This is a genomic window from Variovorax sp. P4_D9, from assembly GCF_056401695.1.
This window is the reverse complement of the sequence record NZ_JBFUIU010000003.1, coordinates 1-13435: the sequence shown is the minus strand read 5'-3', so window position 1 is coordinate 13435 and position 13435 is coordinate 1. Positions and strand designations below refer to the sequence as shown.

Genomic DNA, 13435 nt, shown 5'->3' with positions numbered 1-13435 from the left:
GTCGCGGTCTTCGGACGTGACGCCTCTACCGGCCCTCGAAGCGAGGCGCGCGCCTTTCCAGGAACGCGCGCACCGCCTCGGCATGGTMGGCGCTGCCCATCGCCACGGCCTGGAATTCCACCTCGCTGCGGATCGCCGAATCGAGGCTGTCCACGCCCTGCGCCAGCGCGCTCTTCAGCAACGCGCTCGACACCGGCGGCAGCGCGGCGTATTCGTGCGCGACTGCGAGCGCTCGAGCCAGCGCCCCGCCTGGCTCGGCGAGCTCGTTGGCCAGGCCGATCCGGTACGCCTCGGCGCCATCGAACACCCGCCCGAGGCCGAGGATCTCGCGCGCCTTCGCGCGGCCGACCCGGTGCTGCAGGCTCCACAGCGCGCCCATGTCCGGCATCAGGCCCACCTTGACGAAGGCAGCGCCGAACTTCGCGTCGCGTGCGGCGACCACATGGTCCGCGAGCGACGCGATCGACAGGCCCGCGCCCATCGCCGAGCCCTCGACCGCCGCAAGCACCGGCTTCGGCCCGAGTGCGATGAGCCGGATCAGCGCAGTCACGAGCTGCCAGCGTTCGCGGTTCTCCAGCAGCGTGCGCGCTTCCATTTCGCTGATGTCGCCGCCGGCACAGAAGTGCCCGCCGGCGCCGGTGAGGACGATCGCGCGCACCTCGGCATCGGCCATCGCCGCTTCGAGCCGCTCGCGAAGCTGCGTGCGCATCTGCAGGCAGTAGGCGTTGCGGCGCGCCGGGAAGTTCAGCGTCAGCACCGCGACCGCGCCATCGCGCGTCATCGGCACCATGTCGGCGGGGCGGTCGACGGGCTTGGTCATTCCTGTCACCGCCCTTCGAAGCGCGGCTCGCGCTTCTGCTGGAAGGCTGCGAGCGCCTCCTTGCAGTCCTCGCTCAGGCGGCAGCGGATCATGTTGCGCGCCTCGAGGTCGAGCACCTGCTGCAGCGTCTGGTGCGCGGCGGCGTGGACGTTCTCCTTGATCGCCCGCCAGGCCAGCGCCGGCCCGTTCGCCAGGCGCAGCGCGAACGCGTCGGTCGCGGCGTCGAGCTCGGCCTCGGCCACGACGCGGTTGACCATGCCCCACGCCAGCGCCTCGGCGGCACCGACGCGGTCGCACAGCATGTAGATCTCCTTGGCCTTCGAGGGGCCGACGAGCTGCGCCAGGAAGTAGCTGCCGCCGTAGTCCCCCGGCGTGCCGATCTTGGCGAAGCTCGAGACGAAGAAGGCGTTGTCGGCGGCCAGGCGGAAATCGCAGGCCAGCGCGAGCGAGAAGCCGAGCCCGGCCGCCGGCCCGCGCAGCTTCGCGATCGTCGGCTTGCCCATGTCGTGCAGCAGGAACGAAGCTTCGGCGAGGCGCCGCAGCCGGTCGACCCGCGCCTCGTGCGCCTGCCAGAGCTCGGTCTTGCCGAAGGCCTGCGCAATCGCGTCGTCCGGGTCCGGCGCGCCCATCGAGCGCACGTCGGCACCGGTGCAGAAGGCCGCGCCGGCGCCGGTCAGCACGACGACCTTCACGCGCGGATGGCGTGCGGCGTCGGCCAGCAAGCGCACCAGCAGGTTCTGGCCGGCGGTGTCGATCGCGTTCTTCACCTCCGGGCGGTCGATCGTCAAGGTCAGCACGCCGGAATCGGCAAGCGCCCAGGTGATGGCCTCACTCATCAGTACAGCTCCTTCATCCGCTGCTCGTCGAAGGCCGGCAACGCGTGCCCGTGGCGCAGCTTCTCGGTCCATCGCGGTTCGTTCAAGAGTGCGCGGCCGACCGCGACCAGGTCGAACTCGCCGCGCTCGAAGCGCTTCATCAGCAAGGCGACATTGTCGGAGCCGCCGGCGCGGCCGTCGCGCTTCGAATCGTAGAAGCCGCGGTCCAGGCCGATGCCGCCGATCGCCATCGCCAGCTTGCCGGTGAGCTTCCGGGCCCAGCCCGAGAGGTTGAGCGGCGAGCCCTCGAATTCGGCGCGGTCGAAATAGCGCACGCTGCCGTCGAACACGTCGACGCCGGCATCGGCGATCGGGCCGAGCACCTCCTCGAGTTCCTGCGGCGTCGCCGCGAGGCGCGCCTTGAAATCCTGCTGCTTCCACTGCGAGAAGCGGAAGAAGATCGGCAGCGACTCGCCCGCCTCGCGCCGGATCGCGCGCACCACCTCGGCGGCGAAGCGCGCGCGGGCGCGCCGGTCGCCGCCCCAGGCGTCGGTGCGGCGGTTGGTCTCGTCCCACAGGAAGGTGTCGATCAGGTAGCCGTGCGCGCCGTGGATCGCGATGCCGTCGAAACCGGCCTCGCGCGCGTGGCGGGCGCTGCGCGCGTAGGCATCGATCACGTCCTGGTTCTCGCCCTCGGTCATCGGCCGCGTCGGCGCCTGCACGCGTGCGGCATAGGCCGGGTCGATCGACGTCATCCGGCTTGCCGGCCCCCACAGGCCCGAGGGACGCAGCGACGCCACCTCCGGATGCGGACCGGTCCCGGGTTCGCGCATCACGCCCTGGTGCCAGAGCTGGGGCACGATCCGCCCGCCGGCGGCATGCACCGCATCGACGACGCGCCGCCAGCCGGCCAGCGCCGCCTCGCCATGGAGGTGCGGCAGGTTGTTTTCGCCGAGGCCCGCATCCCCGAGCGCGGCGGGATGGTCGATGCCCACGCCTTCGGTGATCAGCAGGCCGGTGCCGCCCTCGGCGCGGCGGCGGTAGTAGGCGGCGACGTCCTCGCCCGGCACGCCGCCGGGCGAGAAGTTGCGCGTCATCGGCGCCATCACGATACGGTTCGCGAGCGCGAGGCCGCGGATCGCGATCGGTTCGAACAAAGGCGCGACGTCGATGGGTCCGGATGGATCGTTCATGGTCTCGGCCTACGCGGCGCCCAGCAACAGCGACAGGCGCTGCTCGATCGCGGCGCGCGCCTCCGACAGCATGCGCTCGATCAGCTCGGCGCAGGTGGGAAGATCGTCGATCAGGCCGACGCACTGGCCGATCGGCAGCGCCGCATCGTCCGCGGCGCCGCTTTCCATCGCCTGCATCCAGCGCGGCGCGCCGATCAGCGGCAGCAGGTCCCCGTGCGTCGTCGCCGGCTGCGCCTCGAGGGCGAGCGCCTCGGCGGCCGTGCGGTTCTTCAGCACGCGGATGCTGTCGCCGAAGCGGCGGCCGACCAGCGTGGTGTCGGTCTCCGCCGCGGCGAGCATGCGCGCCTTGACCTCGGCGTGCAGGGGTGACTCCTGCGTCAACAGGAAGCGCGTGCCCATGCAGATACCCTCGGCGCCGAGCGCCAGGGCCGCGACCAGGCCGCGCCCGTCGGCAATGCCGCCGGCCGCCAGCACCGGGATCTTCAGCGCCCGCGCCGCAGCCGGGATCAGCACCAGGCCCGGCACGTCATCGGCGCCCGGGTGGCCGGCGCATTCGAAGCCGTCGATGATCACGGCGTCGACGCCGAGCGACTCGGCCTTCAGCGCATGGCGCACGCTGGTGGCCTTGTGCATCACCTTGACGCCGGCCCCCTTCAGCGCCTCGAGAGAGCGGGCCGGGCTGCCGCCGGCCGTCTCGACGACCGGGATGCGCTCCTCGCAGACCACGCGCACATAGCCCTCCACGTCGACGCCGCTGGCGCCCGGCAGCAGCGTGAGATTGACGCCGAAGGGCCGATCGGTCATCGAACGGGTGCGCTCGATCTCGCGGCGCAGCGCCTCGGCATCCGGCTGCGTGTGCGCCGACAGGATGCCGAAGGCGCCGGCGTTCGAGACCGCCGACACCAGTTCGGCGCGCGAAGCCCAGCGCATGCCGCTCTGCACGATCGGAAGCCGGCTGCCGAGCAGCGCGCTCGCCTTCGTCTTCATGATTCAACCGGCGCCAGGAAGCGTCGGCCGTTGTCGTGCATCACGCCCTGCGTCTGTTCGGCGTCCAGCTTCTTGCAGGCCTCGTCGGCGAAGTCGCGCGGCGCCGGCACGCCTTCGGCATGCGGATAGTCCGAGCCCATGATCATCCACTCGTGCGAGCCGACCTGGTCGACGATCGTCTTCAGGTCGTCCTCCGGATAGGCGACCACGCTGATGTGGCGCTGGAAGATCCGGCTCGGCCGCTCCTTCAGTTGCCCGCCCGGCCAGTAGCCGTTCTTCGCCATGCCGCGGCACTTGTCCATCTTGATCAGCATCGTCGGCACCCACTCGGCGCCGTTCTCGGCCGACAGCACGCGCAGGTTGGGGAAGCGCGCGAAGAAGTTCCAGAAGATCAGCGACGAGATCGTCTCCACCACCGGCCGCTCGCTGTAGCCGTGCATCCAGACGAAGGCGGTCTGGCGCTGGCGCGACTGCTGCACCGGCTCGCCCCACACCGCCATGTGGTCCTTCATGTAGATCGCCTCGGACACGTGATAGACCACGCGGCAGCGCGCTTCGTTGAGGATGGACCAGAAGCGGTCGAAGTCCGGATGCGCCGGCGGCTTGCCGCCGAAGGGGCCCATCGGCATCAGGAACAGGCGCGTGCCGTGCTTGATCGCCCATTCGGCCTCGGCGCAGGCGGCGTCCAGGTCGTCGAGCGAGACCAGCGGCGCGGAGTAGATGCGGTCCTTGTGGTTGAAGCCCCAGTCGTCGAGCATCCAGCGGTTGTAGGCATGCATCACCGCCGCCGCGGCCTTCGGCTCGTCGAGGTAGCTCATCGTCGCGACCATGTTGCCGCAGTAGAGGAAGCAGCCTTCGACGCCGAACTCGTCCATCTTCGCGAGGCGGGCGTCGCGGGCATACATGTCTTGCGTCATCGGCACGCGCATGTCGACGTTCTCCTTGCCCTCCTTCTGCGCGCGCAGCCATTCGTGCAGCTTGCCCGGCGGCGGCACGCGGCCATCCTCGGCGTAGTAGCCGGCACTGACCTCGACCTTGCGATGGCCCACGTACAGCGCGTACTCGCCGTCGGCGCCGACCTTCCACTCGTAGCCCCAGTCCTTCCTGAACTGTTCGGGCAGGTAGCGGCTGAAGGCGTCGGGGGTTTCGTAGAGATGGGTGTCGCCGTCGAAGATCAGGCCCTTGAAGAGCGGGGCAGCGGTGGTGGTGGTGGTCGTCATCAGGTCTCCGGGGATGGAATGCCACGCCGCGGGATCGCGGCGCAGCGTCGAATGGGGGGTGCTTCAGACTTGCGATGCGGGCAGCCGGATCACGAGGCCGTCGATCGCCGGCGTGACGCGCAACTGGCATGACAGGCGGCTCGTCTCGCGCGGCTCGAGCACGCACTCGAGCATCTCGCGCTCGGTGGATTCCGGCGGCGGCAGCCTGGACGCCCAGCTTTCGTCGACGTAGCAGTGACAGGTCGCGCAGCTGCACGAGCCGCCGCAGTCGGCGAGGATGCCGGGCACCAGCGCGTCGATGGCGCCCTGCATGACCGACTGGCCGACTTCGGCGTCGACCTGGTGCTCGGCACCGGTGTGCTCGATGATCGTGAAACGGGGCACGGTGCTTGTCTCCTCGTGGTGGCTAGGCTGCGGGAAGCAGACTCTTCAGCGGCACGCCGTCATCGACCAGCCGCTCGGTTGGAATGACCATGCGCGCGCCGACGATGCGTTTGGCGAGCATGAACTCGGCCGGGCGGTTCACCGTGTCGACCGCGATCACGCGCTCGCCCTTCAGGTAGAAGGCCGAGAACGAGCGCTCTTCGACCGAGCCGCGCAACAGGAACTGGTCGTGGCCCTGCGACAGGCCGACCATCTTCAGCTTCAGCTCGTACTGGTCGGACCAGAACCACGGCGCGCTCTCGAACGGCCGGTCGTGCCCGAGCAGCGCCGCCGCCGCGCAGCGCGCCTGTTCGAGCGCATTCGGCACCGACTCGAGCCGCACGGAACGGCCATACAACGCGCTGTCGAAGCGCGTGCAGTCGCCGGCCGCGACGACGTGCGGGTCGCTGGTGCGTGCGCAGGCGTCGATGCGGATGCCGTCGTCGACCGCGAGGCCGGCGGCGGCAGCGAGCTCGGTGTTGGGCACCAGGCCGATGCCGACGATCACCAGGTCGCAGGCCAGGCGCTCGCCATCGGCGCAATGCACACCGGTGACCCTGTGGCGCGCGGCATCGAGTTCGAAGCCCTCGACCTGCACGCCGATGCGCAGGTCGACGCCGGCTTCGCGGTGGACCTGCTCGTAGAAGGACGACACGCGCGGCGCCGTGACGCGCGCGAGCACGCGGTCGGCCGCCTCCAGTACGGTGACTTTCAGTCCGGCCTTGACCGCCACCGCCGCCACCTCCAGGCCGATGTAGCCGCCGCCGACGATCGCGACGCGCGCACCGGGCTCGAAATGCCGGCGGATGCGATCGACGTCGGCCAGCGTGCGCAGGTAGTGGAAGTTGTCGGCGCCTTCGGCCGCGCCCGCGATCGCTGCGGGCAGCGGACGCGGGCGACCGCCGGTGGCCAGCGCAAGCCGTGCATAGCCGATCGAGGAGCCGTCCTCGAACGCGACACGCTGGCCCGCCCGGTCGAGGGCCTGCACGCGCCGGCCCTGCAGCAGCTCGACGCCGGCCTTCTCGAGCGTGGCGCGCGCCTTCAGGTGCAGCGAATCGGGCGTGGCGGTGCCGGCCAGGTAGGCCTTGGACAGCGGCGGCCGGTGATAAGGCAGCGCGGTCTCGTCGCCGACCAGCTGGATCGGGCCCGGCCACCCGGCCTCGCGCGCCTGCACCGCGAGCTCGGTGCCCGCGTGCCCGGCACCGACGACGACCAGCGCGCCGCCCTCGCCGGTCACACGATTCCCTTCGATTTCAAGTGCTCGAGCTCCTCGGCATCGAGGCCGAGCAGGCCGCGGTAGATCTCGTCGTTGTGCTGGCCCAGCGTCGGCGGCGCGCTGTAGTCGGTGATCGGCGTGTCCGAGAACTTGATCGGATTGGTGTAGATCCGGACACTGCCGGCCAGCGGATGCGGTACCTCGGTGGCCAGGCTGCGGTGCTGGGCCTGCGGATCGTCGAACACCTGCTTCAGATCGCGGATCGGCCCGGCCGGCACGCCGGCCGCTTCCATCGCGGCGAGCAGGTCGGCCTGGCACCAGCGGCGCGTGATCGCATCGAAGGTGGCGGTGAGCTGCTTGCGGTTGCCCACGCGCAAGGGGTTGGTCGCGAAGCGCGGATCGTCGGCGAGCTCGGGGTGTTCGAGCGCGCCGCAGAAGCGGCGGTACTGCTCGTCGTTGCCGCACACCACCATCACGCCGCCATCGGCGCACGGGAACACCTGCGACGGCAATCCGCCGCTGCCCTGTGTGCCGCGCCGTACCGGCACCTCGCCGGTGGCCAGATACTGCGCCGCGTAGTGCGACAGCGAAGACACCAACGAGTCGAACAGCGCGACATCGATGTGCTGGCCGCGGCCGCCGCTGGCCTCGCGGTTCGCGTCGCGCTCGTACAGGGCTGTGATCACGCCGATCGCGGCGAACTGCCCGGCCACGAAGTCGGCGATCGACGGGCCGGTCTTGACCGGCGCACCGCCCTCCTCGTCCGGATAGCCGGTGACGCTCATGAGGCCGCCCATGGCCTGGAAGATCGAGTCGTAGCCGGGGCGCGATGCATAGGGCCCGGTCTGGCCGAAGCCCGTTACCGAGCAATAGATCAGGCGCGGATTCAGCTCGCGCAGGCTCGCCTGGTCGAGGCCGTAGCGCCTCAGGTCGCCGACCTTGAAGTTCTCGACCAGCACGTCCGACATCGCGGCCAGCCGGCGCGCCAGCGCCTGGCCCTCGGGCCGGGCGAGGTCGAGCGTGATGGACTTCTTGTTGCGGTTGCTGCCGAGGATGATCGGCGTCTCGTGCGTGTCCTGGCCATCGCGGTCCTTCAGGAACGGCGGACCCATCCTGCGCGCGTCGTCGCCCACGCCGGGGCGCTCGACCTTGATCACCTCGGCACCAAGGTCGCCGAGCGTCTGCGCAGCCAGCGGGCCGGCGATGACGCGCGACAGATCGAGAACGCGAATGTGCAAGAAGGGCTTTCTGGACATGGCTGGGAGGTGTGAATCAGGTTCCCTGCAGTGTCGGTCGCTGCATCTGCGCCAGCAAGGCGGCACTGCTGCGCGCAAGCAGTTCCAGGCCGCTTTCGGCGCCCTTCTGCGCGCACTCTTGCGCGTACGCCACGTCGCGCCTGAAACGCGGCACATCCACCCACCAGCCGCRCCCCGCCATTAGCCACTTGAACGCGACGAGCTCTGTCAACGCACCATTCGAATCGATTTGCAAGCTGTTCATGGCACTCACCACCGCTGTTCGTATAGTCGAATGATAGTCGACTTTGAGAACATTGCAAGCTCTTTTCATGCACCCCTTCATGCCGGTGCGGCCCGATTCCAGGCGCGGCCATGAGGCAATCCCAACAGGGGGCAAAAAAAGACCGGCACGAGCCATCGTGCGATGACATCGCAGGGCGTCCGAAGCGAATTCCGGCCCGGGCTCGCCGCGATCCGCGTGCGGGCCCCAACGCGGTCTGCGAGGCGCCCGCCTCAGCGGAGCGATGCCGCGAACACCTGGCCGATGGAGCCTCCCTGATAGCCATAGGCGCGGACCATCTCCCTATAGCAGTCCTCGGCAGTCGAAGCCGGCAGGTTGATGCCACCCGCGCGGCAGACTTCGGCCTTCGAAGGGGCCGCGGCACGCGCGTCATCGGACGCGTCCGACTTCAGATAGCCGACCGACCCGAACAAGCCGACGGCCGCGCCGACTGCCAACACTTTCAGACCACTGAGCATTTCAGTCTCCTCGGGCGACCAAACATCGTGCGACTATTCGCATGAAAAGTCGTTCGCTTTTATGAATGGTATTCTGAAATTTTAGCTTCACATCCGGAGAAACCCGGGTCTGAAGCCAGCTTGACAGCTTCTCTTGTCGATTCCATTATCAGAACACTGTACGACAATATGAAGCCAATGCCAGCACCATCCGGTACCTGCGCGCTGCGATGACCGACGCCACCTATCTCATCGTCGGCGCCGGCTCTGCCGGCTGCGTGCTCGCCAACCGCCTCTGCGAGAACCCCGCCCATCGGGTGCTGCTGATCGAAGCCGGCCCCGAGGACAGCAGCCCCCTGATCGCCATGCCCAAGGGCTTCGGCAAGCTGCTCGCGGACCCGAAGCATGCCGACTACACCCCTGTGGCGCCCCACGCAGGCAAATGGGGGCGACAGGAGGTCTGGGCGCGCGGGAAGATGCTGGGCGGCTCGAGCGCGATCAACTGCATGGTCTACGTGCGCGGCCATCCTGAGGACTACGACGAGTGGGCCTCGCAGGGCGCTGTCGGCTGGGGCTGGGCCGAGATCGCGAAGCGCTTCAAGGCGATCGAGGACCACGCACTCGGCGCCGACGAGCTGCGCGGTGCCGGCGGGCCGCTCAAGGTGACGCCCCATGGCGAGCGCAGCGAGCTGGCCGAGGCCACGATCGCCGCCTGTGCGCGCCTGGGCCTCGAGCGCCGCGACGACCTCAATCGCCTCGATCACGAAGGCATTGCGTACCTGAGCTACACGATCCGGGACGGGGTGCGGCAGAGCGCCGCCGTCGCCTTCCTGGCGCCCGTGCGATCCCGCCCCAACCTGACGGTGCTCACCGACACGCGGGTCGTCCGCGTGCTGTTCGAAGGCCGGCGGGCCGTCGGCGTCGAGGCCGTGGTCGATGGCCACGTTCGGCGCTTCGATGCGACGCGCGAGCTCATTCTCTGCGCCGGTGCGCTCCAATCGCCGCGCCGGCTGAAGCTGTCCGGCGTCGGTGACGGCGAGCATCTTCGTTCCCTTGGAATCCCGGCCGGTGGCGCACAACCCAGCCGTCGGGCGCCACCTGCAGGAACACCTGCTGTACATGGCGCAATGGCGGCTCGCCGACTGGCGCCATTCCCAGAACCGCGAGTTCAGCGGCTGGCGCCTCGGGCTCAACGCAACCCGGTACCTCTCGACGCGCAGCGGCGTGATGGCGACGGGCTCGTACCCGGTCGGTGGCTTCTACCGGACGCTGCCCGGCGCCGCGCGGCCCGACGCGCAACTGATGATGTGCCCCTTCTCGCTCGATTTCACGGCGGCGGGTGGCATGGCGATGGAAGCCTTCCCCGGCATGCAGCTCTTCAGCTACGGGCTGCGCCCACGCAGTCAGGGCCATCTGCGCATCGTCTCGCCCGATCCGGACGTGTCGGCCGAGGTCGACCCGAACTACCTGGCGGACGAAGAAGACCGCCGAATCGCGATCGCCTCGATGCGCTTCATGCGCAAGGTCGCGGAACAGCCGAGCCTGGCGCCGTTGATCGTCGCGGAGACTCGGCCGGGGCCGGCGGCACAGAGCGACGAACAGATCCTGGACGCCTTCCGCAGCGGCGGCAAGAGCGGCTACCACGCCTGCGGCACCTGCTGCATGGGCGGCGATGAGCGCAGCGTCGTCGATCCGCGGCTCAAGGTGCGCGGCGTCGACGCGCTGCGCGTGATGGACTTGTCGATCGCGCCGACCATGCCTGCCGGCAACACCAACGGCCCGGTGATGGCGATGGCGTGGCGCGCGGCCGATCTGATCCTTGAGGATGCGCGATAAGGAGCCGCCGGCAGCCCTTCCTCAGACAAGCAGCTGCGTCGGCTCGGCGAGCACCTCGTCCAGATGCCGCAGGAAGCGCGCGGCGTCGGCGCCGTTGATCACGCGGTGGTCGTAGCTCAGCGACAGCGGCACCTCCAGCCGCCATTCGATCGCGTCATCGGATGCGCGACGAGGCTTCCATTCGGCCTTGGCGATGCCGAGGATCGCGAGCTCGGGCGCGTTGATGATGGGCGTGAAGCCGGTGCCCCCGATGCCGCCGAGCGAGCTGATCGAGATGCAGCCGCCCTCCATGTCGCTCATCGGCAGCCCGCGGCCCCGCGCCTTGGCGGACAGGGCCGAGATGTCGGCCGCGATGTCGGCCAGCGGTTTGCGGTCGCAGTCGCGCACCACGCCGACCATGAGCCCGCGCGGCGTGTCGATCGCGATGCCGATGTGGAAGTACTTCTTGAGCACCAGGTTCCTGCCGCTCGCGTCCAGCGAGGCGTTGAACTGCGGGAAGACCTTCAGCGCCGACACGATCGCCTTCGCGAAGAAGGCCAGCGCGCTCGGCTTGGGCGTCAGCGTCGCGCGCAGCGCTTCGATCGCGGTGATGTCCGCATCGTCCTGGTGCGTGACATGCGGAATGCTCAGCCAGTYGCGCGACAGGAACCCGGCTGTCAGGCCCTGGATGCGCGACAGAGGCCTCTGCTCGACCTCGCCGAAGGCGGCGAAGTCGACCGCGGGCCAGGCAGGAAGGTCCGCACCGATCATGCGATCTCGGCCAGCAGTGCGCCGACCTCGTAGACCTCGCCGACGCGGGCCACTATCTTCAGCGTGCCGGTCGCGGGCGACTCGACCTCCTGCACGGACTTGTCGCTTTCCAGCGCATAGAGCGGCTGACCTTCGGTCACGGCGGCGCCGTCGGCGACCATCCATTCGGCGAGCGTCGCCTCGTTCATGGAGAAGCCGATCTTGGGGAGCAGAACCTGGGTGGGCACGGGGATGTCCTCGGTCGTTGGGGCGTTCGTTCTTCAGTCCAGCGTCTTGCGGATCGCCGCCTCGATGGCCGCGGGCTGCGGCACGTAGGCCGCCTCGAGCGTCTTCGAGAACGGCACCGGCGAGTGGTTCGCGCCGACGCGTTGCACCGGCGCCTTCAGCTCGCCGAACAGGTGCTCGTGCAGCAGCGCGGCGATCTCGGCGCCGACGCCGAAGCGGCGCACCGCTTCGTGCACGACCACCGCGCGCCGCGTCTTCATGACCGAGCCCAGCAAGGCCGCCTCGTCCAAGGGCGAGATCGTGCGCAGATCGACCAGCTCGACCTCGATGCCTTCCTTGGCTAGCTTGTCCGCGACGGCCGCGCAGTCCTGCACCATGCGGCTGTAGCTGATCACCGTCACGTCGCGGCCTTCGCGCAGTACATTGGCCTTGCCGAGCGGGATGCGCTGGCCGACCTGCGGCGGCGCGCCCGGCGTCCAGTAGCTCGGCATGTTCTCGATGAACAGGCACGGGTCTTCGTCGAAGATGCACGACAGCATCAGCCCGTAGGCATCGGCCGGCGAGGACGGCGCCACCACCTTCATGCCGGCGGTGTGCGCGAACCAGGCCTCGAGGTAGTCCGCATGCTGGCCGCCGGTGCCGAAGCCGGCGCCGGTCATCGTGCGGATCGTGATCGGCACGTGCGTCTGCCCGCCCGACATGTAGCGCAGCTTGGCCGCATGGTTGACGATCATGTCCATCGCCACCGCGGTGAAATTCATCAGCATGATCTCCGCCACCGGCCGCATGCCGACGATCGAGGCACCGATCGCCGCGCCGATGATCGCCTGCTCGGAAATCGGCGTGGAGCGCACGCGCGAGTTGCCGTACTTGCTCGACAGGCCCTTGGTCACGCCGACGATGCCGCCCTCCTGGCCGTCGGCGATGTCCTCGCCGAGCAGGATCACGTTCGGGTCCAGACCCATCGCCTCGTCGAGGGCCAGGTTGACGGCCTGGATCGTGTTCATCGGCTTGACCTTGTCGAGCACGGCGGCAGCTGTATTCATTGCGCAAGCTCCTCGGCCAGCACATCGCGCTGCAATTCGGACAGATCCGGCACGGGGCTTTCCAGCGCGAAGGCCACGGCCTCGTCGATCTCGCGATCGATCGCCGATTCGAGCGCCGCCAGCTCGGATTCGGCCACGCCCCCTTCGATCAGCCAGCTGCGGAAGCGCGGCACCGGATCCCTCGCCATCGCAGCCTCCTTTTCGCCGGGCGCCATGTAGGCGTCCGCGTCGCCGAAAACATGGCCATGGAAGCGGAAGGTCTTGGCCTCGATCAGCGTCGGCCCCTCGCCCGCGCGCGCCCGGCTGACAGCCTCGCGCGCCGCCGCATACACCGCCAGCGGGTCGTTGCCGTCGATCGTGACGCCGGGCATCTGGTAGCCGGCGGCGCGGTCGGAAACCTGCTTGGCGGAGGTGGCCAGCTCGTAGCGCGTGTGCTCGCCATAGCCGTTGTTCTGGCAGACGAAGATCACCGGCAGCTTCCAGACCGCCGCCATGTTCAAGGCTTCGTGGAAGGCGCCGATGTTCGAGGCGCCGTCGCCGAAATACGCGACCGACACATGCTTCTGCCCGCGGATCTGCGCTGCCAGCGCCAGACCGTTGGCGATCGGCATGCTGCTGCCGACGATCCCCGTGGTCACCATCACGCCGGATTCCGGATGCGTGATGTGCATCGGGCCGCCCTTGCCCTTGCAGGTGCCGGTCGCCTTGCCGGCGATCTCCGCCCACAGCAGCTTCGACGGCACGCCCTTGGCAAGCATGTCGTGGATGCCGCGGTAGATGGTGCAGATCGTGTCCTCGTTGGTGAGGTTCACCGACACCGCGGCGGGGATCGCCTCCTGCCCGCGCGGCGAGTAGTATGGCGCGACGATCTTGCCGGCCTTGATGACGGCGCGGAAGCGATCGTCGCTGCGCTGGATCAGCGCCATGC

15 protein-coding genes and 1 pseudogene are annotated in these 13435 nt (G+C 69.2%); 2 read left to right on the top strand and 14 right to left on the bottom strand.

Translation table 11 applies throughout. The annotated features are described in order from the left end of the window. Positions 1-25: 25 nt before the first annotated feature. The 10 genes from AC1DY5_RS00680 to AC1DY5_RS00635 form a co-directional block, all read right to left on the bottom strand. A complete protein-coding gene (locus AC1DY5_RS00680; RefSeq protein ID WP_478107365.1) occupies positions 26-820 on the bottom strand; it encodes an enoyl-CoA hydratase/isomerase family protein in 795 nt (264 codons plus the stop codon). 5 nt (positions 821-825) lie between these two features. Then, positions 826-1656 (bottom strand): enoyl-CoA hydratase, encoded by an 831-nt coding sequence (locus AC1DY5_RS00675; RefSeq protein WP_478107360.1) that lies wholly within the window; start codon positions 1654-1656, stop codon positions 826-828. Beyond that, complete coding sequence (locus AC1DY5_RS00670; protein ID WP_478107358.1) at positions 1656-2828, bottom strand: NADH:flavin oxidoreductase; 1173 nt, start codon at positions 2826-2828, stop codon at positions 1656-1658. Before AC1DY5_RS00670 ends, AC1DY5_RS00675 begins: the two co-directional genes overlap by 1 nt. Positions 2829-2837: 9 nt before the next feature. Beyond that, the gene (locus AC1DY5_RS00665) at positions 2838-3815 is read right to left on the bottom strand and encodes an NAD(P)H-dependent flavin oxidoreductase (RefSeq protein WP_478107356.1); all 978 of its coding nucleotides are present in this window, start codon (positions 3813-3815) and stop codon (positions 2838-2840) included. Next, positions 3812-5035, bottom strand: a complete 1224-nt coding sequence (locus tag AC1DY5_RS00660; protein ID WP_478107354.1) for an amidohydrolase family protein — start codon at positions 5033-5035, stop codon at positions 3812-3814. Before AC1DY5_RS00660 ends, AC1DY5_RS00665 begins: the two co-directional genes overlap by 4 nt. Before the next feature lie 63 nt (positions 5036-5098). Then, a complete protein-coding gene (locus AC1DY5_RS00655) occupies positions 5099-5419 on the bottom strand; it encodes a 2Fe-2S iron-sulfur cluster-binding protein (protein WP_478107352.1) in 321 nt (106 codons plus the stop codon). A gap of 22 nt (positions 5420-5441) precedes the next feature. Next, positions 5442-6695, bottom strand: a complete 1254-nt coding sequence (locus tag AC1DY5_RS00650) for an NAD(P)/FAD-dependent oxidoreductase (RefSeq protein WP_478107350.1) — start codon at positions 6693-6695, stop codon at positions 5442-5444. Continuing rightward, positions 6692-7930: a CaiB/BaiF CoA transferase family protein gene (locus AC1DY5_RS00645; protein WP_478107348.1), complete on the bottom strand. Its 1239-nt coding sequence runs from the start codon at positions 7928-7930 to the stop codon at positions 6692-6694. Before AC1DY5_RS00645 ends, AC1DY5_RS00650 begins: the two co-directional genes overlap by 4 nt. Before the next feature lie 16 nt (positions 7931-7946). Continuing rightward, positions 7947-8183 (bottom strand): hypothetical protein, encoded by a 237-nt coding sequence (locus AC1DY5_RS00640; protein WP_478107346.1) that lies wholly within the window; start codon positions 8181-8183, stop codon positions 7947-7949. 242 nt (positions 8184-8425) lie between these two features. Beyond that, on the bottom strand, positions 8426-8671 hold the full coding sequence (locus tag AC1DY5_RS00635; RefSeq protein WP_478107344.1) for a hypothetical protein: 246 nt from the start codon (positions 8669-8671) through the stop codon (positions 8426-8428). A 209-nt stretch (positions 8672-8880) separates the two neighbouring features. On the opposite strand from AC1DY5_RS00635, the pseudogene AC1DY5_RS00630 reads away from it, so the two are divergent. After that, positions 8881-9633, top strand: a pseudogene (locus AC1DY5_RS00630) (GMC family oxidoreductase); the annotation flags it as partial. An 85-nt stretch (positions 9634-9718) separates the two neighbouring features. After that, entirely contained in the window at positions 9719-10486 is a 768-nt protein-coding gene (locus tag AC1DY5_RS00625; protein WP_478107342.1) for a GMC family oxidoreductase, read from the top strand. A gap of 21 nt (positions 10487-10507) precedes the next feature. Here the strand turns inward: AC1DY5_RS00625 and AC1DY5_RS00620 are convergent, their stop codons facing one another. The 4 genes from AC1DY5_RS00620 to AC1DY5_RS00605 are packed head-to-tail and all read right to left on the bottom strand — an operon-like array spanning position 10508 to position 13433. Then, on the bottom strand, positions 10508-11236 hold the full coding sequence (locus AC1DY5_RS00620; protein ID WP_478107340.1) for a 2-oxo acid dehydrogenase subunit E2: 729 nt from the start codon (positions 11234-11236) through the stop codon (positions 10508-10510). Beyond that, positions 11233-11463 (bottom strand): biotin/lipoyl-containing protein, encoded by a 231-nt coding sequence (locus AC1DY5_RS00615; protein WP_478107338.1) that lies wholly within the window; start codon positions 11461-11463, stop codon positions 11233-11235. The genes AC1DY5_RS00620 and AC1DY5_RS00615 overlap by 4 nt, the downstream gene beginning before the upstream one ends. Before the next feature lie 33 nt (positions 11464-11496). After that, positions 11497-12507, bottom strand: coding sequence for an alpha-ketoacid dehydrogenase subunit beta (locus AC1DY5_RS00610; RefSeq protein WP_478107336.1), 1011 nt, complete (start codon positions 12505-12507; stop codon positions 11497-11499). Continuing rightward, positions 12504-13433 (bottom strand): thiamine pyrophosphate-dependent dehydrogenase E1 component subunit alpha, encoded by a 930-nt coding sequence (locus AC1DY5_RS00605; protein WP_478107334.1) that lies wholly within the window; start codon positions 13431-13433, stop codon positions 12504-12506. The genes AC1DY5_RS00610 and AC1DY5_RS00605 overlap by 4 nt, the downstream gene beginning before the upstream one ends. Between the last annotated feature and the right edge of the window lie 2 nt (positions 13434-13435).

What these genes read in the sequence shown, in the direction of transcription:
- AC1DY5_RS00675 (WP_478107360.1), bottom strand. Translation starts at nt 1,656, where the DNA reads ATGAGTGAGGCCATCACCTGGGCGCTTGCCGATTCCGGCGTGCTGACC.
- AC1DY5_RS00670 (WP_478107358.1), bottom strand. Translation starts at nt 2,828, where the DNA reads ATGAACGATCCATCCGGACCCATCGACGTCGCGCCTTTGTTCGAACCG.
- AC1DY5_RS00665 (WP_478107356.1), bottom strand. Translation starts at nt 3,815, where the DNA reads ATGAAGACGAAGGCGAGCGCGCTGCTCGGCAGCCGGCTTCCGATCGTG.
- AC1DY5_RS00660 (WP_478107354.1), bottom strand. Translation starts at nt 5,035, where the DNA reads ATGACGACCACCACCACCACCGCTGCCCCGCTCTTCAAGGGCCTGATC.
- AC1DY5_RS00645 (WP_478107348.1), bottom strand. Translation starts at nt 7,930, where the DNA reads ATGTCCAGAAAGCCCTTCTTGCACATTCGCGTTCTCGATCTGTCGCGC.
- AC1DY5_RS00635 (WP_478107344.1), bottom strand. Translation starts at nt 8,671, where the DNA reads ATGCTCAGTGGTCTGAAAGTGTTGGCAGTCGGCGCGGCCGTCGGCTTG.
- AC1DY5_RS00610 (WP_478107336.1), bottom strand. Translation starts at nt 12,507, where the DNA reads ATGAATACAGCTGCCGCCGTGCTCGACAAGGTCAAGCCGATGAACACG.
- AC1DY5_RS00605 (WP_478107334.1), bottom strand. Translation starts at nt 13,433, where the DNA reads ATGGCGCTGATCCAGCGCAGCGACGATCGCTTCCGCGCCGTCATCAAG.